Origin of the sequence: Rahnella sp. CJA17(1/100) (genome assembly GCF_963881615.1) — a bacterium.
GTDB lineage: Bacteria > Pseudomonadota > Gammaproteobacteria > Enterobacterales > Enterobacteriaceae > Rahnella > Rahnella aceris.
Window position 1 is genome coordinate 176396 of record NZ_CAWOJA010000055.1, and the last position, 25856, is coordinate 202251.

A 25856-nucleotide genomic window follows, 5' to 3' on the forward strand; every position below is an offset into this window, starting at 1 on the left:
ATCAGTCTGCCAGTTCCAGAATACGGAAAACGAGTTGCGGGAAACTCAGCCCGGCGTGTTTAGCCGCCATCGGCACCAGACTGTGGCTGGTCATTCCCGGCGACGTATTCACTTCCAGTAAGTTGAAGTTGCCGTCACCGTCCTGCATGACGTCGACACGTCCCCAGCCACTGCAATCGAGCGCCTGATAAGCCTGCAAGGCCAGTGCAGTCAACTGCTGCTCCTGCGCTTCGCTTAAACCGCTCGGGCAAAAATATTGTGTTTCATCAGACAGATATTTTGCCTGATAGTCATAAAACGTACCGGCTGGCTGGATGCGAATCGAGGGCATCACCTGGTTGCCCACGATAGCCACGGTATATTCCGGGCCACTCAGCCATTTTTCGATCAGTACGTTATCGTCATGCCTGAAACCTTCCTGCAGGGCGGGTAACAACTCTTTTTCAGTCGTCACTTTGCTCATCCCGACGCTGGAACCTTCACGGCTTGGTTTGACGATCACCGGCAGGCCTAATTCGGCGATTTTTGCCGCCAGAGTGCCCTGCCCTGCTTCTTCAATTTGTGAACGATGCAGTGCGACAAACGGCGTGACCGGTAACCCTAAAGCCTGCCACACCAGTTTGGTGCGGAACTTGTCCATAGTGAGCGCCGACGCCATCACGCCGCTGCCGGTATAAGGCAAACCGATTTGCTCCAGCAAACCCTGCAACGTTCCGTCTTCGCCACCGCGACCGTGAAGTGCGATAAAGACTTTGCTGTACCCTTCTTCTTTGAGAAGCGCCACATTAAACGTTTTGGTATCAATGCCGTGGGCATCAACACCGGATTCACGTAAACCAGCCAGCACTGCGGCACCTGACTGTAATGACACATCGCGTTCTGCGGAAGTACCACCCAACAATACCGCTACTTTCTCAGACATGATGTTCTTCACCTTTCTTTACTGGTTGCAGCTTTTGATCTGCCAATTTACGGGCCACTCTGCCGACATTACCGGCGCCCTGAACCAGAACTAAATCGTCGCCTTCGAGGATTTGCGCCAGACTTTCCGGCACCGCCTCAATATCAGAAACCAAAATCGGATCAAGCTTGCCGCGTGCGCGAATAGTGCGGCACAACGAGCGGCTGTCTGCGCCAGGGATCGGCGCTTCACCGGCCGGATACACATCCAGCATGATCAGCACATCAACCTGCGAAAGCACATTTGCGAAATCGTCGTACAGATCGCGAGTACGGGTATAACGGTGCGGCTGGAAGATCATCACCAGGCGCTTGTTTGCCCAGCCCGCACGCGCGGCTTTGATCGTCGCATCCACTTCTGTCGGATGGTGGCCGTAGTCATCGACCAGCATCGCGCTACCTGTTTTACCGTTCACATTTTCCAGCGCGTATTCGCCCAGAAAATCGAAACGGCGGCCGGTACCCTGAAAACCTGCCAGCGCACGCAAAATAGCATCGTCGCTGATATTTTCGTCCGTCGCGACGGCAACTGCGGCCGCGGCGTTCAGCGCATTGTGACGACCCGGCGCATTGAGCGTAACGCTTATCAGCGGCAAGTCCTGACGGCGCAGCGTGAAGTGACCTTGCGCGCCCACCTGACGGTAATTTTCGATAATCACATCGGCGTCTTCGCTGAAACCGTACGTCGTCATATGACGTCCTACGCGTGGGATCAGCTCACGGATAACCGGATCATCAATACACATCACTGCGCGCCCGTAGAACGGCAGGTTGTGCAGGAAATTGATGAACGTCTGCTTCAGGATTTCAAAGTCACCCTGATACGTGTCCATGTGATCCGCTTCAATGTTGGTCACGATGGCCACCATCGGTTGCAGATGCAGGAAAGACGCGTCGCTTTCGTCTGCTTCAGCGATCAGAAAACGGCTTGAACCCAGACGCGCATGCGTACCTGCCGCTTTCACCAGTCCACCGTTTACAAAGGTCGGGTCTAGTCCGGCCTCGGCATAAATACTGGTCACCATCGCCGTGGTCGTTGTTTTACCGTGCGTACCTGCCACGGCAATACCGTGACGAAAACGCATCAGTTCAGCGAGCATTTCTGCACGGCGGATCACCGGAATACGGGCTTCACGCGCCGCAACAATTTCCGGGTTATCGGATGAAATAGCGGTGGAAACTACCACCACACTGGCATCCAGCACGTTCTCCGGGCGGTGATTGAAATAAATCGTCGCGCCCAGCGCGGTCAGTTGCTGAGTCACCGCGTTAGGTGCTAAATCAGAACCGCTGATCTGATAGCCTTCATTGGCCAACACTTCGGCGATACCACCCATGCCGGCACCACCGATGCCAACAAAGTGAATGTGCCGGACACGATGCATCTCGGGCACGAAGGTACGCAGTTTCGCCAATTGTTGTGTATTCACGTTTTTATTCACTATTTCAGGTTACTGATTAATCCGTTTCTTACGGCTGGGACCCCACACTGCGTGGCCCGTTCATTTTCATTTTTTGCTTGCGGCAACCACTTCAGCGGCTACACGCTCTGTCGCATCAGGGATGGCGGCAGCACGTGCTGCCATCGCCATTTCCATCAGATGGGTTCTGTCCCATCCGGCCATCAGATCAGCGACGGCGGCGGCACTAAAATCTTTCTGTTCGATAATCTTCGCGGCACCGGCTTTTTCCAGCGGCAGCGCATTCCAGTACTGTTGACGGTCTTTATGCTGGAAAGGCACAAAAATCGCGGGTAAACCTGCGGCGGCAATTTCACTGACCGTTAACGCACCGGAGCGGCAAACCACCACATCGGCCCAGGCATAAGCCTCTGCCATGTCATCAATGAATTCGGTCACTTTATGCTGCGTCTGACCGGCTTTTTCATAAGCCTGATTCACTGACGCCAGAGCACCTTTACCGACCTGGTGCCACAACGTAATCTTATCGCCCATCAGCGCTGCCACTTCCGGCATGCTCTGATTAAGGACTCGCGCGCCCTGACTGCCACCAATCACTAATACACAGATTGGACCTTCGCGGCCGGCCAGTCGGGTTGCCGGTAATTCCAGCGCCAGCACGTCAGTACGCACCGGATTGCCAACAACGTCAGCATTTGGAAATGCCCCCGGAAACGCCTGCAATACTTTTTTGGCAATGTGCGACAACCCTTTATTGGTCATGCCGGCAATGCCATTTTGTTCGTGTAACACCACCGGAATACCCAGTGACCAGGCAGCCAGGCCTCCGGGACCGGACACATATCCGCCCATGCCCAATACCACATCAGGCTGGAAGCGCTTCATGATGGCCTTCGCCTGACGCCACGCATGATATATGCGAACCGGTGCCGTTAGTTGCGCTTTCAGACCTTTCCCACGCAATCCGGCAATTTTAATGAAATCAATCTCGATACCATGCTTTGGAACCAAATCCGCTTCCATTCGGTCTGCTGTACCCAGCCAGCGAACTTCCCAACCTTGCGCGATAAGATGATGGGCTACTGCCAGTCCCGGGAAAACATGTCCCCCGGTACCACCTGCCATCACCATTAAACGCCGGGTATTGCCACTCATCGGGCACTCCTTACAAACGCCTGGGCTTTTGCCAGCCGCGTTTCAAAATCCACTCGCAGCAATAACACGATTGCCGTCGACATAATTAACAGGCTCGACCCACCGTAACTGATGAGCGGCAATGTCAGGCCTTTAGTTGGCAACATGCCCGCCGCAGCCCCGACGTTAACCAACGCCTGGAAGCTAAACCACACGCCAATTGAACAGGCCAAAAACCCAGAAAAACGCTGGTCGGTCTCTAACGCGCGACGCCCGATGGACATGGCGCGAAAAGCGACGAAGAATACCATTAACAGGGCGAGAACCACACCGAAATACCCCAATTCCTCGCCTAAAATGGAGAAGATAAAGTCGGTGTGTGCTTCAGGTAAATACTCCAGTTTCTGGACTGAATTACCTAAACCTTGTCCCCAGAATTCGCCACGACCAAATGCCATCAGTGACTGAGTTAACTGGTAGCCACTACCAAACGGATCCGCCCACGGATTCCAGAACGATGTCACACGGCGCATACGGTATGGCTCGGCAAGAACCAGCAGTACCACTGCGAATACGCCCGAACCGATAATGGCCAGGAACTGCCACATTTTGGCCCCTGCCAGGAATAACATCGCCAGCGTGGTGATGAACAGTACAACCACCGTACCAAGGTCCGGCTGAGCCAACAGCAATACTGCCAGCACGACCATCACACCCATCGGTTTGCAGAAGCCCCAAAAGTTACTGCGCACTTCATCCACTTTTCGCACCAGATAGCTGGCGAGGTAGCAGAACAGTGACAACTTGGAGAACTCTGCCGGCTGAATACGCAGCGGCCCGAGAGAAATCCAGCGTGATGCCCCGTTAACCGAGCTGCCCACCACCAGCACCACCAGCAACATGATGACCGACAGCAGCAGCAGGACATTGCTGTACTTCTGCCAGACCGCCATCGGCACACGCAATGTCACCAGCGATAAACCAAAGGCCAGACCGAGATAAATAGCATCACGTTTAGCAAACAAAAACGGATCGTCTGCCAGACGCTGACCAATCGGCATCGACGCTGATGTCACCATCACGAAGCCGACGATAGCCAGCCCGAAGGTCAGCCACAGCAAAGTCCGGTCATACAACACCAGTGTGACGGACTCGCTTTCTTTGGCGCCCATCACCCAATCATTAAATTTGCCGACGAGGCTCAGCCCGGGTATCCGCATCAACCCAACTCCTTCGCCAGCGCGGTAAAGATATCGCCGCGTTGTTCAAAACTGCGGAACTGATCCAGGCTGGCGCAGGCTGGCGACAGTAAAACCATATCGCCGGAAACCACACGCGTGCTGATATCACGCATCGCCTGTTCCATCGTTTCAAACAAGGAAGAAACGTCAGGGCGCAAATCCGCCAGCTCTGCGCCATCACGGCCAAAGCAGTAAATACGCAGATTGTCGCCCTGCAAATAACGCGTCAGTGGCGAGAAATCAGCAGATTTACCGTCCCCGCCTAATAACAGATGCAGCGTGCCTTCAACGTGCAGACCGTTCAATGCGGCTTCGGTACTGCCGACATTGGTCGCTTTAGAGTCGTTAATCCAGCGAACGCCGTTATGTTGCCATGCCACCTGAAAACGATGAGCCAGACCGGTAAAGGTCGTCAGGGCTTTCAGGCTGGACGCATGAGGAATACCGACTGCATCCGCCAGCGCCAGCGCCGCCAGGGCATTGGTGTAGTTATGGCGTCCTGTCAGTGGCATCTCACGGGTATTCAGGACTTTCTCGCCACGCACACGTAACCAGATATCATCCTGCTGACGGGTCAGATGGTAATCCCCCACATCAACACCAAAACTCACGCAGCGTTTATCCGCGCCACGTACCGGCATGGTCAGCGCATCGTCGGCATTGACGACGCATAATGCTGCGTTCTCATAAACTTTCAGTTTGGCTGCACGGTATTGCTGCAAACCAAACGGATAGCGGTCCATGTGGTCTTCAGTTACGTTGAGAATAGTCGCCGCCGCCGCATGAAGACTGTGTGTGGTTTCAAGCTGGAAGCTGGAAAGCTCAAGCACAAACAGATCGTATTCGTGATCCAGCATGGTCAGCACAGGCAAACCGATATTGCCGCCCACGCCCACGCGCCATCCGGCCGCTTTCGCCATCTCGCCGACCAGCGTGGTGACGGTGCTTTTACCGTTCGAACCGGTGATAGCCACAATTGGGGTTTGCGTTTCGCGGCAGAACAATTCGATATCGCCAATGATTTCCACGCCAGCCTCTGCAGCTGCACTCAGTGCTGGCGTTGCCAGCGCAACACCCGGACTTGAAATGATCAAATCAGCGTCCAGCAGCCAGTCTTCATTGAGTGAACCGAGATGACACTCAATGTTATCCGCCAGTTTATCGAGTCCTGGCGGGCTGACGCGGGTATCAATGACACGCGGCGTGACGCCACGTGCAACAAAGAAATCAACACAAGACAGGCCGGTAAGACCCAGCCCGATGATGACCACTTTTTTACCCTGATAGTCAGCCATAATTACCGTACCTTCAGCGTCGCCAGGCCAATCAGCACCAGCATCAGCGAAATAATCCAGAAGCGCACAATAACGCGCGGTTCCGGCCAGCCTTTAAGTTCGTAGTGATGATGGATAGGCGCCATACGGAAAATGCGCTGCCCACGTAACTTAAAGGACCCAACTTGTAAGATTACCGACAGGGTTTCGACAACAAACACACCGCCCATAATCACCAGCAAAAACTCCTGACGCAGCAGCACAGCGATAGTGCCCAGCGCGCCACCCAGCGCCAGAGAACCGACATCGCCCATGAAAACTTGTGCCGGATAGGTGTTGAACCACAGGAACCCGAGCCCGGCACCGACAATTGCGGTACACACGATCACCAGTTCACCCGCGTGACGCAGATAAGGGATGTGCAGGTAGCTGGCAAAATTCATGTTACCGGTCGCCCATGCCACCAGCGCAAAGCCCGCCGCGACGAAAACCGTTGGCATAATCGCCAGCCCGTCCAGACCATCCGTCAGATTGACGGCGTTACTGGTACCGACAATCACAAAGTAGCTCAGCAGGATGTACATCAAACCCAGCTGCGGCATGATGTCTTTAAAGAACGGCACCACCAGCTCGGTCGCTGGCGTGTCTTTACCAATGGCATACATCGTGAAAGCGGCGGCCAGCGCAATGACTGACTGCCAGAAGTATTTCCAGCGGGCGATCAGCCCCTTGGTGTCTTTACGCACGACTTTGCGATAGTCATCGATAAAGCCCACCACACCGTAACCCAGCAATACGAACAGTACGCACCACACGTATGGATTGGACGGATAGGCCCACATCAATACGGAAATCGTGATAGACGCCAGAATCATCAGGCCGCCCATCGTTGGTGTACCACGTTTACTGAAATGTGATTCCGGGCCGTCGTTACGGACAATCTGGCCGAAAGACATTTTCTGCAGACGGGCAATCATGCGAGGCCCAATCCACAGCGACAGGAACAAAGCGGTCAGCAGGCTGACAATGGCGCGAAACGTCAGATAAGAAAAGACGTTGAAGCCGGAATAATATTTGACCAAATGTTCGGCCAGCCAAACTAACATGTTGCATTCTCCTGTAACGCGCGTACTACCTGCTCCATTGCGGCACTACGTGAACCTTTAATCAAAACGGTAATTACCGCATGTTCAGACAGTAAGCTCGTTAAACGGGCCGTCAGGGCTGCCTTATCTTCCAGATGTTCACCACACCCGCTGACATCACTGATGATGCGGCTGTCATGACCAATGCTGAATACTTTGTCGATACCGGCGTCGCGGATAGCTTCACCGACCTGACGATGGCAATGTTCGCTTTCAGCGCCCAGTTCAGCCATATCGCCCACTGCCATCACGCGGTAGCCCGGCATTTCCGCCAGCACCTGTGCAGCAGCGGTCATTGAACCCACATTCGCGTTGTAGCTGTCATCAAGCAAGGTTTTGCCCTCGCTGATAACGATCGGGAATAAGCGCCCTTTCACGGATTGCAGCGTCGCCAGCCCGGCGCGCACGTTCTCCGGCGATGCACCGACAGACATTGCCAGCGCAGCCGCCGCGAGTGCGTTAGCGATATTGTGACGACCCGGAACCGGCAGCGAAACATCAATGCTGCCCTGAGGAGAATGCAGTGTGAACGCGGTATTCAGCGGGCTGATGTTGACATCAGTCGCACTGAAATCGATGCCTTCACCGAAAGCGGGAGAAAAACGCCAGACGGTTTTACCGTTCAGCTTATGCTGCCAGTTCGCCCAATCGTTGTTATCCGCATTGATCACGGCAATGCCGTTTTCCGGCAGCCCATCGAAAATCTCGCCTTTCGCACGGGCCACGCCTGCGAGGGAACCGAAACCCTCCAGATGTGCGGCGGACAAGTTATTCACCAGCGCCGTTTCAGGTCGTGCCAGCGCAGTGGTGTAGGCGATTTCACCCGCATGATTCGCGCCCATTTCGATGACAGCAAAATCATGTTCTGCCGTTAAGCGCAGCAACGTCAGAGGAACGCCAATGTCGTTATTGAAGTTGCCTGCGGTATACAGCACATTGCCGCACTCGCGCAAAATCGCCGCGGTCATCTCTTTCACAGACGTCTTGCCGGATGAACCGGTCAGGCCGACGACACGCGCCGGAACCTGCTGACGCACCCAGCCGCCCAGTTGCCCGAGCGCAATACGGGTGTCAGCAACCACTAACTGAGGAACATCTACCGGTAAGCGCTTACTTACCAGTAAAGCCCCTGAACCGGCTTTTACGGCATCAGCGGCAAAGTCGTGGGCATCGAATTTTTCGCCTTTCAGGGCGACAAACAAACAGCCTTCAGTGATCTGACGGGTGTCCGTCGTCACGCTGTCAATTTGAGTATCAGTGCCGATGAGCTCAGCGTTGAGCGCATCAGCCAGCGTTTGCAGGGAAACACGGATCATGCGATCACCCCCAGCAAACGTGCAACCGTCACACGGTCGGAATAGTCGAGACGCTGGTTTCCGACGAGCTGGTAATCCTCATGCCCTTTACCGGCAATCAACACAACGTCGTCTTCTTTCGCCTGCATGATCGCGCTGGTGACTGCTTCTGCGCGGCCATGGATTTCCTGCACACGTCCTGCATCAAGCAGACCGGCAAGGATATCTGCAACGATAGCGCGAGGCTCTTCGCTGCGAGGATTATCATCGGTAACAATCACGCGGTCAGCGTATTGCTCAGCAATAGCGCCCATCAGCGGACGCTTGCCTTTATCGCGATCTCCACCGCAACCAAAAACGCACCACAACGTGCCGCGACAATGTAGCCGCGCTGCCGCCAGCGCTTTTTCCAGTGCGTCAGGAGTGTGCGCATAATCAACCACTGCCGTAGGTTTACCCGGCGCATTGAAAACTTCCATACGGCCACAAACCGGTTGCAGCTGAGAGGCGGTCGCCAGTAATTGCGCCAGCGGATAATCCAGAGAAAGCAGCGTGGCCAGCGCAACCAGCAGATTGCTGACGTTGAAGGCCCCCATCAGGCGGCTCTCCAGCTTGCCTTCACCCCAGCTTGAATCGATGTTTACGGTGGCACCGTTATCGTGATAATTCACGCTACGTGCCACCAGCCAGCGGCCACTCCAGCCTGCCGGAATTTTGTCTTCCATGCTGACCGCAATAGCATTTGGCGTTTTCGCCAGCCAGCGTGCACCGACTTCATCGTCAGCATTGATAATTTTTTGACCGACCTGATGTGAGGCGAAAAGCTGCCATTTGGCATCTTCATAGCTTTGCATATCACCGTGGTAATCAAGGTGATCACGGCTCAGGTTGGTAAATGCGGCAGCGGCAAACGGCAGTGCGGCAACACGGTGCTGAACCAGCCCGTGTGAAGAAACTTCCATTGCGGCAAAGGTTGCACCCAGTTTCACCAGGTCAGCCAGAATGTGCTGAACCTGTACGGCAGAACCGGTGGTGTTTTCCGCTGGTATCACGTTATCCAGCAGGCCATTGCCCACAGTGCCCATCACGGCACTGGTTTCGCCCAGCAACTGGCTCCATTGCGCCAGCAGTTGCGTGGTCGTGGTTTTGCCGTTGGTGCCAGTTACGCCAACCAGACGTAATTCTTTGCCCGGTTGCTGGTAAAAACGTCCCGCCAGCTCTGACAGCAGAATATTGAGATCCTCAAGATAAACCACCGGTACGCCATGCATCTGGCAGACCGTTCCGTGCTGTTGCTCACCCTTTGCCTCGGCCACAACGGCGGCGACGCCCTGGGCAATTGCCTGGGGAATAAAACGACGCCCGTCACTGGTATGGCCTGAAACCGCGACAAACAGATCGCCGGCAGCCGCAACGCGGCTGTCCAGAATCATGTCTTTTAGCGCTACCGCCGGGGCATCACTCACCCAGGGCGCTAAGATGTCGCGCAAATTACGATCTGCCACCTGAAGCCTCTTTTTGATTATTCACTATGTCTGCGTTTTCATCGGCAGTCAGCGCATCCGGTTCAACGTTCATGGTGCGCAATACGCCGCCCATGATGGCGCCAAACACCGGTGCGGAAACGGCCCCACCGTAATATTTCCCTGCCTGTGGATCGTTGATAACCACCACAAGGGCAAATCTTGGATTGCTTGCTGGCGCAACGCCGGCGGTATAGGCAATGTATTTGTTAACGTACTTCCCATCCGGGCCGACTTTTTTTGCGGTACCGGTTTTAATCGCAATGCGATAGCCCTTGATTGCCGCTTTCACGCCACCGCCGCCAGGCAGTGCCACGCTTTCCATCATATGCACAACGGTACGTACCAGCGGTTCAGGGAAGACGCGCTCGCCGGAAACCGGCGGATCAACTCGTGTGATCGACAATGGGCGATAAACGCCCATGCTGCCGATTGTTGCGTAGACTCGCGCTAACTGGAGAGGTGTCACCATTAGCCCGTAGCCGAAAGAGAAGGTGGCCCTCTCTATGTCAGACCACCGTTGTTTTTTAGGGTATAAGCCACTGCTTTCTCCGACCAGCCCCAAATTGGTCGGTTTTCCCAATCCGAATCGCGAGTAAGTATCTACCAGCTCAGCGGATGGCATCGATAACGCCAGTCGTGAAACACCGACGTTACTCGACTTCTGCAAGATACCCGTAACGGAAAGCTCCGCGTAACGGGCCACATCTTTAATCTCATGACCGTTAATCCGGTACGGCAAAGTATTCAGTACGCTGTTCTCGCGCACCACACCGTTTTTCAATGCCGTCATCACCACCATCGGTTTCACTGTGGAACCCGGTTCGAAGATGTCGGTGATGGCACGGTTACGCATCACGTCTTTTGGCGTATCCGGCATGTTGTTCGGGTTGTAGGACGGGCTGTTAGCCATCGCCAGCACTTCACCGGTTTGCACATCGACCAGCACCGCAGTGCCCGACTCGGCTTTGTTGAATGCCACGGCGTTGTTAAGCTCGCGGTAAACCAGCGCCTGCAAACGCTCATCGATGCTGAGCGCCAGATTGTGTGCTGCCTGGCTGTCTACAGTAGAAATATCCTCGATGACGCGCCCGAAGCGGTCTTTACGAATGGTACGTTCACCCGGTTTACCGGTCAGCCAGCGGTCAAAACTCTTCTCGACGCCTTCAATACCTTCTCCGTCGATATTGGTGACGCCAATAACATGCGACGTCACCTGCCCGGCCGGGTAATAGCGGCGGGATTCCTGACGCAGGGAAATCCCCGGCAGTTTGAGTTTACGGATATATTCGCCGACCGCAGGATTGACCTGACGCGCCAGATACACGAAGCGCCCATTTGGATTGGCAGTAATGCGGGAAGAAAGTTGGGTAAGAGGCATATTCAGTGCATCGGCCAGCGCTTTCCATTTGGTATCGGAGGTGATACCGCCGCGATCGCTAATTTCTTTTGGGTCAGCCCAGATGGCATTAACCGGTACACTGACCGCCAGCGGGCGACCAGAGCGATCGGTAATCATGCCACGGGAGGTTGGAATGGTTTGTACGCGAAGGGAACGCAGGTCACCTTCCTTCACCAGCTTATCCGGATTAATCACCTGCAGATACGCCACACGCAACATCAGGCCAACCAATGCCAGCAGGATACAAGCGCACAACAACGCAAAACGCCAGCTGATAAAGCTGGCTTGATTTTCGGGACGCTTTAACTTCGCGGTGCGTGTTGCTTTCATTCGCTGCCTGTATTCTCCGTGCGCATTTTAAGGCTGAACCACAATAATTTCTTGAGATGGATCAACGTGTTGCATTTGCAATTTCTCCGTTGCGATGCGTTCTACCCGGCTGTGATCACCGAGGGCGTTCTCTTCAAGGATCAGGTTGCGCCATTCAATGTCCAGCGCATCCCTTTCCAGGACTAATTGTTCACGCTGAGCCGTCAGCAAACGCGTACGGTGAGCGGTAGTGACCACTAAAATTGCGCTGACCAAAACGGCGATCATCAGAATTAACGGGATCTTGCCGTTACGAAGGATATCGCTGGCGATCACTCCCACTAATCCGTGGCGTTCGTTGCCTATCACGCTGTTGTTCTCTCAGCAAAACGCAGAACAGAACTGCGTGCCCGCGGGTTTTCTGCCACTTCGGCTTCAGAGGGCATCATTTTCCCGACTGATTTCAGAGAACGTCCGCCAAGTTCCGCGATTTGCGCTTCCGTCATCGGGATACCGGCTGGCACCTGCGCGCCACGGCTATGCTGACGGATGAAGCGTTTCACAATCCGGTCTTCCAGAGAGTGGAAGCTGATCACGGATAAACGTCCTTCAGGTGCCAAAATTTCCAGTGCGCCATCCAGCGCACGTTCAATCTCTTCCAGCTCACTGTTGATGTAGATACGGATCGCCTGGAAGCTGCGCGTGGCCGGATGCTTGTGCTTCTCACGCACTGGCGAGGCATTAGCGATCAGATCCGCCAGCTCTTTAGTCCGGGTCATCGGCAATTCGCGGTTACGCTCAACGATCGCGCGTGCAATGCGTTTGGCAAAACGCTCTTCACCAAAAGTTTTCAACACCCAGGCAATATCTTCGGCTTCGGCTTTCATCAGCCATTCAGCTGCTGAATAACCACGGGTAGGATCCATACGCATATCCAGAGGCCCGTCACGCATAAATGAGAATCCACGTTCAGGATCATCAAGCTGAGGAGAAGAAACGCCTAAATCCAGCAGTACGCCGTCGATCTTGCCTTCGAGACCCCGATCCCGCACATAGTCGGCCAGATCAGAAAAAGGTCCGTGAACGATAGAGAAACGCGGATCATCAATAGATTCTGCGGCTTTGATCGCCTGTGGATCACGGTCAATCGCCAGCAAGCGTCCGTCCGGCCCAAGCTGGGACAGAATCAGACGTGAATGGCCACCACGGCCAAAAGTTCCGTCTATGTAAATGCCGTCCTGTCGAATGTTGAGGCCGTTAACGGCTTCATCCAGCAAAACGGAAGTGTGTTTGTAGTTTTCAACCATGCTTATAATGACAAGTCCTGTAATCGGTCAGAAAGTGGCTCCTGAGACGATTGTTCAGCGTCGATGTCTTCCTTAACTTGTTGATACCAGGTCTGTTCATCCCACAATTCAAACTTATTGAACTGCCCAACCAGCATCACTTCTTTTGCGAGCCCGGCATGCTGACGCAATGTTGTTGCAATCAGCAGACGCCCGGCATTATCCATCTGACATTCACTGGCATGCCCCAGTAAAAGGCGCTGAATACGGCGCTCAATGGGGTTCATACTCGACAGACGGGACAATTTTTGTTCGATAACTTCCCACTCAGGGAGGGGGTAAAGGAGGAGACATGGGTGATGGAGGTCTATGGTGCACACCATTTGACCTTGCGATTCTTCGCTCAGTAAATCCCGATAACGGGTGGGTACGGCAAGTCGCCCTTTACTGTCGAGGTTAACCATCGTCGCGCCACGAAACATGACCGCTCTACCCCTCTGTGACCCTTTTCACCACTTTCCCCCACAAATTCCCACAGAAAAGAGTTTACGGATGGTTTTAAAACCTTGTCAAGCCAGAGCGGAGACGGTTTGGCAATATTTACGCAGCCACACAAATGCTTAGCGCAATGTGATGAGGTTTTTTAGAGGGGGTATAGAAAATAACGTCATGATTAGTTGAAGAAATTTCGGAGGGTTAATAATTTCGTTTAAAAAAAAGCCAAACTGAACATTATTTAACTATTTATATTCTTCTGCTATCCAACTCTCATTTCCTGACCGTTTTGCCTTAACAAAAATCATTTTCAATTTTTTTCTGGCTGTCACGTCTAAATCAACATCATTTTACATGCCAACCCGCATGGCATAAGCCTTCGGGCAGATTTAAAAGCCATCAGTACCGCAGCAAACTCACACCGCTGGAATTTAAGCGGGGAATTCTACAGCACTTTTGCGGCGAGCATTAACGTATTTTAGAAATTGATTGGAAGGTTTATATCAGCAGAAGGAAAGCAAAAACATTTGTTAATAATTCAGCAGTATGGGAATGCTCCTAAATTGCCCATTAAAGTCATATGGGAATTCTCGTATTTTGATTATCAGAAACGGCAACGCAAATTACCGGAATGTTTTAACGCGATTCAGCAACGGTGAAAAAGACGGGCAGTCAGGTGAATACCCGTCCGGGATTTATTTGCGGCTCAGGCGACCACGGCGGAACAAATTACGGCGGATACGGGTCAGCCCGGCTTTCGGCTTCTTCGGCTCATCCAGACAGGCCAGAACCAGCTCCAGTACACGTTCAGCCACATCGCGGTGACGCTGCGCCACGGCCAGAACCGGGCATTCGAGGAAATCGAGCAGCTCGTTATCGCCGAATGTGGCAATAGCGAGATTGACCGGTAAACGCCCTTCCATTTTCAGCGTCACGTCCATCACACCCTGCAACAGCTGGAATGACGTCGTAAATAACGCCTGCGGCATCGGGTGCGTTTTTAGCCATTCGGCAAACACTATGGCCGCTGATTCACGATCATAAGCATTGGCATAAAGGTATTCCGGCTGGCGTGGATCTTCAGCCCATGCCTGGCGGAATCCCTGCTCGCGCAGAAAACTCACGGAAAGCTCAGGCAACGCGCCGAGATACAATACCGATTCAGCAGGAAAGGTGCGCAACTCCTGCGCCAGCATCAGTGCGTCATCCTGATCGGCACCCACAACACTGATGAAGTGTTCGGGATCCAAAGCGCGATCAAGCGCAATGATCGGGAAATCATCGTTGGCCCAGCGCTGATAGAAAGGATGTTCCGGCGGCAATGACGTGGAAATAATGATCGCATCTACCTGACGTTGCAGCAGATGTTCGATGCAGCGCATTTCGTTGTCAGGCTGATCTTCTGAACAGGCGATTAGCAGTTGATAACCCCGCTGACGGGCCTGACGCTCGAGGAAGTTGGCGATTTTGGTGTAACTGGTATTTTCCAGATCGGGGATCACCAGGCCAATAGAACGGGTGCGACCGGCGCGTAAACCCGCTGCCACCGCATTCGGGTGATAGTTATGTTCCTTCACGACAGCCATAACTTTTTCGACTGTCTTATCGCTGACACGATACTGTTTCGCTTTGCCATTAATCACATAACTGGCCGTTGTACGCGAAACGCCCGCTAACCTCGCGATCTCATCCAGCTTCACTGAGAAACCCCTTAATAAAGATAATGCTTTATCTAACCGCAGAAGCCTCTGCCGGGCAAGGTGTTTTACCGAATCGCTTCACCTGTCTCGCAAAAAATAAAGCCCAACTCAAGAGCCGGGCTTTTAAATATCAGATAAGTTTCACATCTTGCTGATTATTTACGCTTTAGCGCATGATTTTGTCGCCACGGGAGACACCCACTACGCCGGAGCGCGCAACTTCGACGATTTCAGCCACATCACGGATACTGGCTAAAAACGCGTCCAGTTTGTCACTGGTACCCGCCAGCTGAACGGTGTAAAGCGTTGCTGTGACATCCACAATCTGACCGCGGAAAATCTCGGTAGAGCGTTTAACTTCTTCCCGGCCATAACCGGAAGCCTGCACCTTCACCAGCATGATTTCACGCTCAACGTGAGCGCCCTGCACCAGTTCCGTGACTCGTAATACGTCTACCAGCTTATGCAGCTGTTTTTCGATTTGCTCGAGCACCTTGGCATCACCCACGGTCTGAATCGTCATGCGCGACAAGGTAGGATCATCCGTCGGTGCAACGGTCAGGCTTTCAATGTTATAGCCACGCTGAGAGAACAGGCCAACCACGCGGGACAACGCGCCCGATTCGTTTTCCAGTAATACTGATAAAATCCGGCGCATGATCAGGTCCTCTCCGTTTTGCTTAACCACATTTCGTCCATCGCACCGCCACGGATGTGCATAGGGTAAACGTGTTCTGTTTCATCCACGCTGATATCAACAAATACCAGACGATTTTTCTGTTCCAGCGCCAGCGCCAGCTTGCTTTCCAGCTCATCCGGCGTGCGGATAGCAATACCCACATGCCCGTAAGCTTCCGCCAGTTTCACGAAATCAGGCAGCGATTGCATGTAAGACTGAGAATGACGGCCGGAGTAAATCATGTCCTGCCACTGCTTCACCATGCCCAGATAGCCATTGTTCAGGTTCACGACGATCACTGGCAAATCGTATTGCAGCGCGGTCGACAGCTCCTGAATGTTCATCTGGATACTGCCGTCACCGGTCACACAAATTACCGTCTCATCCGGCAGGCCAAGTTTCACACCCAGCGCAGCAGGCAGGCCAAAGCCCATCGTGCCGAGGCCACCGGAGTTGATCCAGCGACGCGGTTTATCGAACTTATAATATAGTGCAGCAAACATCTGATGCTGCCCGACGTCCGACGTGACGTAGGCATCGCCTTTGGTCAGACGGTGCAGCGTTTCGATAACCGCCTGTGGCTTGATGGTACCGGTATTTTTGTCGTAGCTCAGGCACTCACGCCCGCGCCAGTTCTCAATATTTTGCCACCAGTCGCGCAGCGCATCGAATTCCTGCTTTTCGTCGCTTTGTGCCAGCAATTCCAGCATCTGAATCAGCGTCTGCTTCGCATCACCCACAATCGGAATATCCGCATTCACGGTTTTGGAAATGGACGTCGGGTCGATATCAATGTGCATAACCGTCGCATTCGGGCAGTACTTCGCCAGATTATTGGTGGTACGGTCGTCGAAACGCACACCCACACCGAAGATTAAATCCGCGTTGTGCATCGCCATATTGGCTTCGTAAGTACCGTGCATGCCGAGCATACCGAGGCTCTGGCGATGGGTTCCGGGAAATGCGCCCAACCCCATCAGGGAACTGGTGACGGGCAGATTCAGTTTCTCTGCCAGTTGCAACAGTTCAGCATCACACTCAGAATTAATCGCACCGCCGCCGACGTACAACACCGGTTTCTTCGCCGCCAGTAAAGTCTGGACTGCGCGTTTGATTTGCCCGCGATGGCCTTGCACCGTCGGGTTATAGGAGCGCATCGCAACCTGATCAGGATAGGCGTAAGGCAGTTTAATCTGCGGGTTCACCACATCTTTTGGCAGGTCGACAACCACCGGGCCAGGACGGCCGGTAGAGGCAAGATAAAACGCTTTTTTCAGCACAGTCGGAATATCTTCCGCACGTTTTACCAGAAAACTGTGTTTCACCACCGGGCGTGAAATCCCCACCATGTCGCATTCCTGGAATGCGTCATAACCGATGAGTGAACTGTGTACCTGGCCGGATAGCACCACTAGCGGAATGGAATCCATATAAGCCGTGGCAATGCCGGTGATCGCATTGGTTGCGCCGGGACCGGAAGTCACCAGCACGACGCCCACGTCACCCGTGGCACGCGCATAACCGTCAGCCATATGAACAGCACCCTGTTCATGTCTCACCAGCACATGATCTATCCCACCGACCGTATGCAGGGCATCATAGATATCCAACACCGCACCGCCGGGATAACCGAATACGTGCTTAACGCCCTGGTCGATTAACGACCGGACGACCATCTCGGCTCCTGACAACATCTCCATGGTTTTGCCTCCAGGCTTTTTGCTTCTTTTATAGGATGACTTGTGTTTCAGCTAGCTGTTCTATCAGCAGCAATTTAAAGATAAATTGCTGAATTTTAGGACTTTCTATCGGGCTCACAAAACCCTGCTGTTCTTATTGGCGTTCAAGAATCTAACTCAGTACCTTAGCGTCAGAACCGGAGTCAGGCAAACGCCAAAAATTCTGCACAGGCATGATTTTATCGCCTCGCACTGCCTTCATTCTCCCGCTCGGGACAAAACACTGCCTGCGAGCACTAACCAGTCAGAAATATCAGGAAGGCTGGAAAAATTACAGTATTAAATTATGTCCATAGCGGACCTGAAACTAAAACGAGGGAAGAAAACCGGCGAAGTGACATACGCCGGTGATTCAGAAAGGAAAGTGATGAAACGGGCAGATGAAGCATTACTCCTGATAAAGCTGATCGATTTCCTTCTGATAACGGCTGAAAATATTTTTGCGGCGCAGTTTAAGGGTCGGGGTCAGTTCACCCGCTTCCATCGTGAAAGGTTTGGTCAGCAACACAAACTTTTTCACCTGCTCAAAACCGGCAAGATCATGCTGAATCTCGCGTAGCTGGTGAGCAAACAGCGAGAGGATCTGCTCGTTTTTCACCAGTCCGGCGCGATTGAAATAATCAATACGGTGCGCCTGGGCATACACGTTCAGCACATCAAAATCAGGCACGATCAGCGCAGAAACAAAGTGCCTTTCATCGGCGATGACTGCCGCCTGCTCGATATAACGATCCTGCACCAGCGTGCCTTCGATACGCTGCGGAGCAATGTATTTTCCGCCCGACGTTTTCATCAGATCTTTGAGTCGTTCGGTAATAAACACATTCCCTTGTGCATCCATTTTCCCGGCATCACCGGTTTTAAACCAGCCGTCGGCAGTGAAACTGGCCGCCGTCTCTTCCGGTTTATTGAAGTAACCCCGCAGGAGTGTTGGGCCGCGAACCTGAATCTCATTCTCCTCGCCGATCCGCACTTCAATCTCTGGTAACGCCGTTCCGACAGAACCAAAGCGGAAATCATTTTCTTCCCAGCAGGTCACCGTCGCGCACGTTTCCGTCAGGCCGTAGCCGTATTTGATTTTCAGACCGAGTGATTCGAAAAACAGAATGACATTGTCGTCCAGACTTGCACCGGCGGCAGGCAGAAAACGCAGATTGCCACCCAGCAAATCACGCAGCTTTTTTAGCACCAGTTTATCGGCGAGAAAATGCGCAGGCGCCAGCCAGAACGGATAACGTTCGCCACGGCGCTCGATCAAAAACTTCTCTTTGCCCTGCCCGACGGCCCAGTGGAAAAGCCGCTTTTTGAGGGTTCCTGCGCGCGCGACTTTGTCGTGGATCGCGCTGAACACTTTTTCATAGAAGCGCGGTACCGCACACATTACTGTCGGTTTAATGGCCTGCAAAGCATCACGCACCAGATCAGTTTCGCGCAGGAACACGTTTTGCGCACCGCAATGCATCACGAAGAAACTCCATGCGCGTTCAAAAACGTGCGCCAGCGGCAGAAAACAAAGGGAAACATCATGCTCCGAAATGCTCAGACGCCTTTCATGCTGCATCAGTTGCGTCGCCATGCTGCGGTAATCCAGCATCACGCCTTTTGCTTCTCCGGTGGTGCCCGAGGTATAGATAAGCGTGAACAGATCACTCAGGTCACGGGCATTCACCCGCACTTCACGCTCAGCAGCTAGAGCAGCATCCCGGGGAACAACGCCTGAAACATGCCGGGCAATGGGTACGCCACGTAAATCGACATCATTGTCCAGCACCAGTATGTGTTTCAGCTGCGGGCAGAGATCACGCACAGCCACCGCCGCGTCATATTGTTTCTGACCGACGACAAACAAAATACGGACATCCGCATCATTGAGTACATATGCGGACTGCGCGGGTGTATTGGTGGCATAAACCGGCACGGTGACAGCACGCAATTGCAGGATCGCAAGATCTGCTGTCGCCCAGGCCATCGAATTATTCCCGCAAATGGCGATCCGTTCCTGAACGCCCACTTGCTCCTGCAATAACACGTCGGATAAGGCATCCACTTTCTCGCCCAGCTCACGCCAGGTCAGGGCAGATTCTGCCGCTGGCGACCACTCGCGAAATGCAGTCTGTTCAGCGCGGGCAACGACTTGCTGACGAAAACGGGAAATCAGATGGTAATCATTTAAGGTTGGATTCATTGAGCGTTTATACCGGCGTCCAGCGTAGTCAGTAAAAGGAGGGAGCTGACTGCATTGCTCTGTTACAAAGATTTAACGCAGTCTACCGACAAAGATTGCAAGGCGAAATGAAATTGTAGGAGCTGCAGCAGGGTTTTGGAAATATCACGCGGAATTTCTAAGACAAAAAAAACCTGCAGGACTCTAACGAGGAGAAAAAAACCTGCAGGATAAAAAACTATCTGATAAAGAACAGGCAGCCACTTTCGCTGCAATCGCGGCTGCCAAAAAAGTCGTAATGACTGACTGATTACAGAGAAACAACACACTGGCTCAATAATGTTTTCATCCACATATTACCTTTGTCTTTGCTGGATGATTCGTGCCAGGAAAGATAACAAGTCAGCGTATTTTTCATCCACGGCAATGGAATGACGGATAAATTAAGTATTCCTGCATTTGCCTGTGCCAGCCAGCGCGGCACCAGTGCAACCATGTCGGTTTTGGAGACAATTTCCATGACACTGAACAGATCGGTTCCTTGATAGGAAATCAGCGAAACTAATTCAGAGTCGTCGTAATAAGGTGAACTGAAAGAATAGAAGCGGTCCATCATCATGACAGCATGTTTTTCTTTCAGATACTTTTCATCAGACATATGCGGGCTGATGCGGGGATGATTTTGCGCTGCAACCAGAACCAGCTCATCATTAAATAAGGCATGATTGCAAAAATCAGCACGCTCAAATTTACGATAACTGATCACAAATTCTATATTCTGGTAACGCAGCTGATGTTCAATATCATCGTTAACAATCGTTTGCAGTTTAACACTGACACCCGGCGATAATTCTTCGGCGGCATTCAGCACCAGGCTGGTGAAGCGTTTATCGAGCGGGCTGCAAATAGCGACATTAAACTGGCGTGTGCTGAGATAAGGGTCAAAACCTGCCCCCGGCAGTTCGTTCATCACCAGTTGCAAAGCCTGTCTGATCGGGCCAAACAGTTGACGTGCACGCATCGTCGGTTGGATCCCGCGCCCGAAACGCACAAACAAATCATCATTAAACATCACTTTCAAACGGGCAACGGCATTACTGACCGCTGGCTGGGACATCCCCAACATATTGGCTGCACGTGTAATATTTTGTAATTGCATGACGGCATCAAAAACCGTTAATAAATTTAAATCAACATTGCGAAGGTGCGTTTCTGCCTCAGCGGTTTTAGGTTGTATTTCTGTATCGGCGTCAGACATGATATCCCTCATAATAGACATTCGAATCCAAATAAAATGATTATCTTCAATAATCTATTTCGTAAAGCGCAGCATTGAGATGGTATTGGGGAACATAAATATTGGCAGAGAAAACGCAGCAAATTCTCATCAATTCATTTTCAGAAAAATATGAATTTTTGTTTCCAATAATCAGAAACAGAAATACAAATTTTATTTCCCACAAAGAAACTGATGATATCAAACAGCAAAATATTTCCGTAAACAACATTCTAAAAATGAATAATAAGTTAAGCCATACTAAATCATTTTTAATTCACTGTATTAAATAGAGTATTTATCCAGGTGCCCCCGGGCGGGTGCATTTTTTTTGTTCTTATTTTTCCGCCCCCCTTTAAAACCTTCATCCCGAGTACCTCGGCGACGCCAGTGTTTTATGCTAAATGAGATTAAATATCATTTTGGCGATTTTCTTGAATTTCCACACAGTGAAGGTTGACATACCGCACACATTCCCGTATCACTTTAGTCACTGTTTGAACGATATCCGTTCTGACCACCCGATGATGAGAAGCTGAAACACATGTTCATGATGACCCGTCTCCTAGGCCTACTACTCAACGCAGAATATTTGCGCGGTAAGCCAGTGGGCGAAAATCAGAACTGATTCAACTTCCACAGACAATAAACCCGCGCCGATGCGCGGGTTTTTTTTTATCTCCCGCAGGGCGCGAAAGTAAAAGCAGACAAGGAATAACCCATGAGCGAGCAAGTCATTATTTTCGATACCACGCTGCGTGACGGTGAACAGGCGTTACAAGCCAGCCTGAGTGTTAAAGAGAAGATTCAAATTGCAATGGCGCTGGAAAGAATGGGCGTTGACGTGATGGAAGTCGGCTTCCCGGTCTCCTCTCCCGGCGATTTCGAGTCTGTACAAACTATCGCGCGCCAGATTAAAAATAGCCGTGTTTGCGGTCTGGCCCGCTGTGTGGACGGTGACATCGACGCCGCTGCCGAAGCATTACGCGTCGCAGAAGCTTTCCGAATCCACGTCTTCCTGGCCACTTCTACCCTGCACATTGAATCCAAACTGAAGCGCTCGTTTGATCAGGTGCTGGAAATGGCCACGCATTCCGTGAAACGCGCCCGTAATTATACTGACGACGTCGAATTCTCCTGCGAAGATGCCGGCCGTACCCCACTGGATAATCTGTGCCGCGTGGTCGAAGCTGCAATCAAAGCCGGGGCGACCACCATCAACATTCCTGACACCGTGGGTTACACGACGCCGGTTCAGTTCGGTGGCATCATCACCAATTTGTATGAGCGTGTTCCAAACATTGATAAAGCGATTATTTCCGTTCACTGCCACGATGATCTGGGCATGGCTGTCGGTAACTCCATCGCCGCGATACAGGCCGGTGCGCGCCAGGTTGAAGGCACATTGAACGGTATCGGTGAACGCGCCGGTAACACTGCGCTGGAAGAAGTGATCATGGCGATCCGCACCCGCAGCGACTACATGAACGTTCACACCAACATTAATCACAAAGAAATCTACCGCACCAGCCAGATTGTCAGCCAGATAACCAACATGCCGATCCCGGGCAACAAAGCCATTGTCGGCTCTAACGCCTTCGCACACTCCTCCGGGATCCATCAGGACGGCGTGCTGAAAAACCGTGAAAACTACGAAATCATGACCCCGGAATCCATCGGTCTGAATCAGGTTCAGTTGAACCTGACTTCCCGTTCCGGTCGTGCTGCCGTTAAGCATCGCATGGAAGAAATGGGCTACAAAGAAGCTGATTACAATCTGGATCATCTGTATGCCGCGTTCCTGAAGCTGGCCGACAAAAAAGGTCAGGTTTTCGACTACGATTTAGAAGCACTGGTCTTCATTAACAAGCAGCAGGAAGAACCTGAATTCTATCGTCTGGATAACTTCAGCGTGCAGTCCGGCTCAAAAATTACCGCCACTGCGTCAGTCAATCTGGCCTGTGGCGAAGAAATCATTACCGAAGCCGCTACCGGCAACGGTCCGGTAGATGCCGTGTATCAGGCTATCAACCGCATCACCGGTTATCAGATTGAACTGGTGAAATACCAGCTGAGCGCCAAAGGTCAGGGCCGCGATGCCCTGGGTCAGGTTGACGTGGTCGTCTCCTTCAATGGCCGCCGCTTCCACGGTGTCGGGCTGGCGACAGACATTGTCGAATCCTCCGCAAAAGCGATGGTACACGTACTGAATAACATCTGGCGCAGCAAACAAGTTGAGATCGAAAAACAACGTTTGCAGCAGACAGGTCAGCAACACAACAACATTCAAAATAATCAGGAAACGGTGTGAACATGAGCAAGACCCATCATATTGCCGTCTTACCCGGAGACGGAATTGGCCCGGAAGTCATGGCCCAGGCATACAAAGTTCTGGACGCAGTACGTCAGCGTTTTGGCCTGAAGATCACCACCAGCGAATACGATGTGGGTGGCGCAGCCATCGACAAACATGGCAGCCCGTTGCCGCCAGCGACCGTTGCCGGTTGCGAACAAGCCGATGCGATTCTGTTCGGCTCCGTGGGTGGCCCGAAATGGGAACATCTGCCCCCAAACGATCAGCCTGAGCGTGGCGCATTATTGCCACTGCGCAAACATTTCAAGTTGTTTAGTAATCTGCGCCCTGCGCGCCTGTATCAGGGGCTGGAAGAGTTTTGTCCGCTGCGTGCCGATATCGCCGCAAAAGGCTTCGACATTCTGTGTGTTCGTGAACTGACGGGCGGTATTTACTTCGGTCAGCCTAAAGGTCGCGAAGGTCAGGGCATGCACGAGAAAGCATTTGATACCGAAGTGTATTACCGTTTTGAGATTGAACGCATCGCCCGCATCGCCTTTGAATCAGCGCGCAAACGCCGCAGCAAAGTGACCTCCATCGATAAAGCGAACGTGTTGCAGACTTCCATTATGTGGCGTGAAGTGGTTAACGAAATCGCTAAAGATTACCCGGATGTCAGCCTGAGCCACATGTACATCGATAACGCGACCATGCAGCTGATTAAAGATCCGTCGCAGTTTGACGTGTTGCTGTGTTCAAACTTATTCGGCGACATCCTGTCGGACGAATGCGCGATGATCACCGGTTCGATGGGGATGTTGCCTTCTGCCAGCATGAACGAGCAGGCGTTTGGTCTGTTCGAGCCTGCGGGGGGGTCAGCCCCGGATATCGCCGGTAAAAACATTGCCAACCCGATTGCACAAATTTTGTCCGCCGCACTGTTACTGCGTTACAGTCTGGGTGCTGATGATGCAGCCAATGCTATCGAGCAGGCGGTTAATAAAGCACTGGAAGCAGGCCACCGCACCGGCGATTTAGCTAACGGTCAGCAGGCGCTGGGTACCAATGAAATGGGCGATATCATTGCCCGCTTTGTGAAAGAAGGGGCATAACATGGCCAAAACTCTGTATCAGAAATTGTTTGATGCGCATGTGGTTTACGAAGCGCAAAACGAAACGCCATTGTTATACATTGACCGCCATCTGGTTCACGAAGTGACCTCTCCGCAGGCGTTTGACGGCTTGCGTGCGATGGGCCGCCAGGTTCGCCAGCCAGGTAAAACCTTTGCGACCATGGATCACAACGTGTCGACGCAAACTAAAGACATCAATGCGAGCGGCGAAATGGCGCGCATCCAGATGCAGGAATTAATCAAGAACTGTGCTGAATTCGGCGTGCAGTTGTATGACCTGAATCACCCGTATCAGGGCATCGTTCACGTTATCGGCCCTGAACAGGGCATGACGTTGCCGGGTATGACGATTGTCTGCGGTGATTCCCATACCGCCACGCACGGCGCGTTTGGCTCACTGGCATTCGGTATCGGGACTTCGGAAGTTGAACACGTTCTGGCGACACAAACCCTGAAACAGGGTCGCGCTAAAACCATGAAAATTGAAGTGACCGGCGAAGCTCCTGTCGGTATCACAGCGAAAGATATCGTTCTGGCGATTATCGGGAAAACCGGCAGCGCAGGCGGCACCGGTCACGTTGTGGAATTCTGCGGTAAAGCCATTGAAGCGTTAAGCATGGAAGGTCGTATGACCCTGTGCAACATGGCGATCGAAATGGGGGCGAAAGCCGGTCTGGTTGCGCCGGATGAAACTACGTTTGCTTATCTGAAGGGCCGTCAGTTTGCGCCGAAAGATCAGAACTGGGACGCGGCGGTCGAATACTGGAAAACCCTGAAAACCGAAGATGGGGCGAAGTTCGACAGCGTTGTTACGCTGGATGCGTCTGAAATCGCACCACAGGTCACCTGGGGTACTAACCCGGGTCAGGTGATGGCCGTGAATCAGACCATCCCGGACCCGGCATCCTTTGCCGATCCGGTAGAACGTGCCTCAGCGGAAAAAGCGCTGGCGTATATGGATTTGCAGCCGGGCATTAAACTGACCGACGTGGCGATTGATAAAGTGTTCATCGGCTCCTGCACCAATTCCCGTATCGAAGATTTACGCGCTGCGGCAGCGGTGGCCAAAGGCCGTAAAGTGGCGAACGGCGTACAGGCCATTGTGGTACCGGGATCCGGCCCGGTAAAAGCGCAGGCGGAAGAAGAAGGGCTGGATAAGATCTTCATCGAAGCGGGCTTTGAATGGCGTCTGCCAGGCTGTTCTATGTGTCTGGCGATGAACAATGACCGTCTGGAACCGGGCGAACGTTGCGCGTCTACCAGCAACCGTAACTTCGAAGGCCGTCAGGGTCGTGGCGGTCGCACGCATCTGGTCAGCCCGGCAATGGCGGCAGCGGCGGCGGTCACCGGCCGTTTCGCTGATATCCGTGAACTGAACTGAGGAAAA

The 25856-nt window shown here is 52.6% G+C and carries 20 protein-coding genes; 3 read left to right on the forward strand and 17 right to left on the reverse strand.

Annotated elements, in window-relative coordinates:
* Position 1: 1 nt before the first annotated feature.
* The 17 genes from AACU55_RS19895 to leuO form a co-directional block, all read right to left on the reverse strand.
* Positions 2-922, reverse strand: a complete 921-nt coding sequence (locus AACU55_RS19895) for a D-alanine--D-alanine ligase (RefSeq protein WP_134705973.1) — start codon at positions 920-922, stop codon at positions 2-4.
* Entirely contained in the window at positions 915-2390 is a 1476-nt protein-coding gene (gene murC / locus AACU55_RS19900) for a UDP-N-acetylmuramate--L-alanine ligase (protein ID WP_015690468.1), read from the reverse strand. Before murC ends, AACU55_RS19895 begins: the two co-directional genes overlap by 8 nt.
* Before the next feature lie 78 nt (positions 2391-2468).
* Positions 2469-3536: an undecaprenyldiphospho-muramoylpentapeptide beta-N-acetylglucosaminyltransferase gene (gene murG, locus AACU55_RS19905; RefSeq protein ID WP_134705974.1), complete on the reverse strand. Its 1068-nt coding sequence runs from the start codon at positions 3534-3536 to the stop codon at positions 2469-2471.
* Positions 3533-4735, reverse strand: coding sequence for a cell division protein FtsW (gene ftsW / locus AACU55_RS19910; RefSeq protein ID WP_013577010.1), 1203 nt, complete (start codon positions 4733-4735; stop codon positions 3533-3535). Before ftsW ends, murG begins: the two co-directional genes overlap by 4 nt.
* Entirely contained in the window at positions 4735-6051 is a 1317-nt protein-coding gene (gene murD, locus AACU55_RS19915; protein ID WP_037033430.1) for a UDP-N-acetylmuramoyl-L-alanine--D-glutamate ligase, read from the reverse strand. Before murD ends, ftsW begins: the two co-directional genes overlap by 1 nt.
* A gap of 2 nt (positions 6052-6053) precedes the next feature.
* Positions 6054-7136 carry a phospho-N-acetylmuramoyl-pentapeptide-transferase gene (mraY, locus tag AACU55_RS19920; protein ID WP_013577012.1) on the reverse strand — a complete coding sequence of 361 codons (1083 nt, stop codon included), beginning with the start codon at positions 7134-7136 and terminating at the stop codon, positions 6054-6056.
* Positions 7130-8491 carry a UDP-N-acetylmuramoyl-tripeptide--D-alanyl-D-alanine ligase gene (gene murF, locus AACU55_RS19925; protein WP_112150992.1) on the reverse strand — a complete coding sequence of 454 codons (1362 nt, stop codon included), beginning with the start codon at positions 8489-8491 and terminating at the stop codon, positions 7130-7132. Before murF ends, mraY begins: the two co-directional genes overlap by 7 nt.
* The gene (gene murE / locus AACU55_RS19930) at positions 8488-9975 is read right to left on the reverse strand and encodes a UDP-N-acetylmuramoyl-L-alanyl-D-glutamate--2,6-diaminopimelate ligase (RefSeq protein ID WP_013577014.1); all 1488 of its coding nucleotides are present in this window, start codon (positions 9973-9975) and stop codon (positions 8488-8490) included. Before murE ends, murF begins: the two co-directional genes overlap by 4 nt.
* Complete coding sequence (locus AACU55_RS19935; RefSeq protein ID WP_119262108.1) at positions 9962-11725, reverse strand: peptidoglycan glycosyltransferase FtsI; 1764 nt, start codon at positions 11723-11725, stop codon at positions 9962-9964. The genes murE and AACU55_RS19935 overlap by 14 nt, the downstream gene beginning before the upstream one ends.
* A 27-nt stretch (positions 11726-11752) precedes the next feature.
* Positions 11753-12073 (reverse strand): cell division protein FtsL, encoded by a 321-nt coding sequence (gene ftsL / locus AACU55_RS19940; RefSeq protein WP_013577016.1) that lies wholly within the window; start codon positions 12071-12073, stop codon positions 11753-11755.
* Positions 12070-13011 (reverse strand): 16S rRNA (cytosine(1402)-N(4))-methyltransferase RsmH, encoded by a 942-nt coding sequence (gene rsmH, locus AACU55_RS19945; protein ID WP_037033435.1) that lies wholly within the window; start codon positions 13009-13011, stop codon positions 12070-12072. Before rsmH ends, ftsL begins: the two co-directional genes overlap by 4 nt.
* Before the next feature lie 2 nt (positions 13012-13013).
* On the reverse strand, positions 13014-13472 hold the full coding sequence (gene mraZ / locus AACU55_RS19950; protein WP_013577018.1) for a division/cell wall cluster transcriptional repressor MraZ: 459 nt from the start codon (positions 13470-13472) through the stop codon (positions 13014-13016).
* Positions 13473-14180: 708 nt separating this feature from the next.
* Positions 14181-15185: a catabolite repressor/activator gene (gene cra / locus AACU55_RS19955; RefSeq protein ID WP_013577019.1), complete on the reverse strand. Its 1005-nt coding sequence runs from the start codon at positions 15183-15185 to the stop codon at positions 14181-14183.
* Positions 15186-15351: 166 nt separating this feature from the next.
* Entirely contained in the window at positions 15352-15843 is a 492-nt protein-coding gene (ilvN, locus tag AACU55_RS19960; RefSeq protein WP_013577020.1) for an acetolactate synthase small subunit, read from the reverse strand.
* A gap of 2 nt (positions 15844-15845) precedes the next feature.
* Complete coding sequence (ilvI, locus tag AACU55_RS19965; RefSeq protein WP_013577021.1) at positions 15846-17564, reverse strand: acetolactate synthase 3 large subunit; 1719 nt, start codon at positions 17562-17564, stop codon at positions 15846-15848.
* Positions 17565-17991: 427 nt separating this feature from the next.
* The gene (locus AACU55_RS19970) at positions 17992-19788 is read right to left on the reverse strand and encodes an AMP-dependent synthetase/ligase (RefSeq protein ID WP_134705975.1); all 1797 of its coding nucleotides are present in this window, start codon (positions 19786-19788) and stop codon (positions 17992-17994) included.
* A 289-nt stretch (positions 19789-20077) separates the two neighbouring features.
* A complete protein-coding gene (leuO, locus tag AACU55_RS19975) occupies positions 20078-21025 on the reverse strand; it encodes a transcriptional regulator LeuO (RefSeq protein ID WP_037033438.1) in 948 nt (315 codons plus the stop codon).
* 739 nt (positions 21026-21764) lie between these two features.
* Here leuO and leuA point away from each other — a divergent pair.
* Genes leuA through leuC form a run of 3 tightly spaced genes read left to right on the forward strand, consistent with a single transcriptional unit; the run spans position 21765 to position 25850 of the window.
* Complete coding sequence (gene leuA / locus AACU55_RS19980) at positions 21765-23354, forward strand: 2-isopropylmalate synthase (protein WP_013577024.1); 1590 nt, start codon at positions 21765-21767, stop codon at positions 23352-23354.
* Between the two features lie 2 nt (positions 23355-23356).
* Entirely contained in the window at positions 23357-24448 is a 1092-nt protein-coding gene (gene leuB / locus AACU55_RS19985) for a 3-isopropylmalate dehydrogenase (protein WP_013577025.1), read from the forward strand.
* Between the two features lies 1 nt (position 24449).
* On the forward strand, positions 24450-25850 hold the full coding sequence (gene leuC, locus AACU55_RS19990) for a 3-isopropylmalate dehydratase large subunit (RefSeq protein ID WP_013577026.1): 1401 nt from the start codon (positions 24450-24452) through the stop codon (positions 25848-25850).
* Positions 25851-25856 lie beyond the last annotated feature (6 nt).

What these genes read in the sequence shown, in the direction of transcription:
- AACU55_RS19895 (WP_134705973.1), bottom strand. Translation starts at nt 922, where the DNA reads ATGTCTGAGAAAGTAGCGGTATTGTTGGGTGGTACTTCCGCAGAACGC.
- murG (WP_134705974.1), bottom strand. Translation starts at nt 3,536, where the DNA reads ATGAGTGGCAATACCCGGCGTTTAATGGTGATGGCAGGTGGTACCGGG.
- ftsW (WP_013577010.1), bottom strand. Translation starts at nt 4,735, where the DNA reads ATGCGGATACCCGGGCTGAGCCTCGTCGGCAAATTTAATGATTGGGTG.
- murD (WP_037033430.1), bottom strand. Translation starts at nt 6,051, where the DNA reads ATGGCTGACTATCAGGGTAAAAAAGTGGTCATCATCGGGCTGGGTCTT.
- mraY (WP_013577012.1), bottom strand. Translation starts at nt 7,136, where the DNA reads ATGTTAGTTTGGCTGGCCGAACATTTGGTCAAATATTATTCCGGCTTC.
- murF (WP_112150992.1), bottom strand. Translation starts at nt 8,491, where the DNA reads ATGATCCGTGTTTCCCTGCAAACGCTGGCTGATGCGCTCAACGCTGAG.
- AACU55_RS19935 (WP_119262108.1), bottom strand. Translation starts at nt 11,725, where the DNA reads ATGAAAGCAACACGCACCGCGAAGTTAAAGCGTCCCGAAAATCAAGCC.
- rsmH (WP_037033435.1), bottom strand. Translation starts at nt 13,011, where the DNA reads ATGGTTGAAAACTACAAACACACTTCCGTTTTGCTGGATGAAGCCGTT.
- mraZ (WP_013577018.1), bottom strand. Translation starts at nt 13,472, where the DNA reads ATGTTTCGTGGCGCGACGATGGTTAACCTCGACAGTAAAGGGCGACTT.
- ilvN (WP_013577020.1), bottom strand. Translation starts at nt 15,843, where the DNA reads ATGCGCCGGATTTTATCAGTATTACTGGAAAACGAATCGGGCGCGTTG.
- ilvI (WP_013577021.1), bottom strand. Translation starts at nt 17,564, where the DNA reads ATGGAGATGTTGTCAGGAGCCGAGATGGTCGTCCGGTCGTTAATCGAC.
- AACU55_RS19970 (WP_134705975.1), bottom strand. Translation starts at nt 19,788, where the DNA reads ATGAATCCAACCTTAAATGATTACCATCTGATTTCCCGTTTTCGTCAG.
- leuO (WP_037033438.1), bottom strand. Translation starts at nt 21,025, where the DNA reads ATGTCTGACGCCGATACAGAAATACAACCTAAAACCGCTGAGGCAGAA.
- leuA (WP_013577024.1), top strand. Translation starts at nt 21,765, where the DNA reads ATGAGCGAGCAAGTCATTATTTTCGATACCACGCTGCGTGACGGTGAA.
- leuB (WP_013577025.1), top strand. Translation starts at nt 23,357, where the DNA reads ATGAGCAAGACCCATCATATTGCCGTCTTACCCGGAGACGGAATTGGC.
- leuC (WP_013577026.1), top strand. Translation starts at nt 24,450, where the DNA reads ATGGCCAAAACTCTGTATCAGAAATTGTTTGATGCGCATGTGGTTTAC.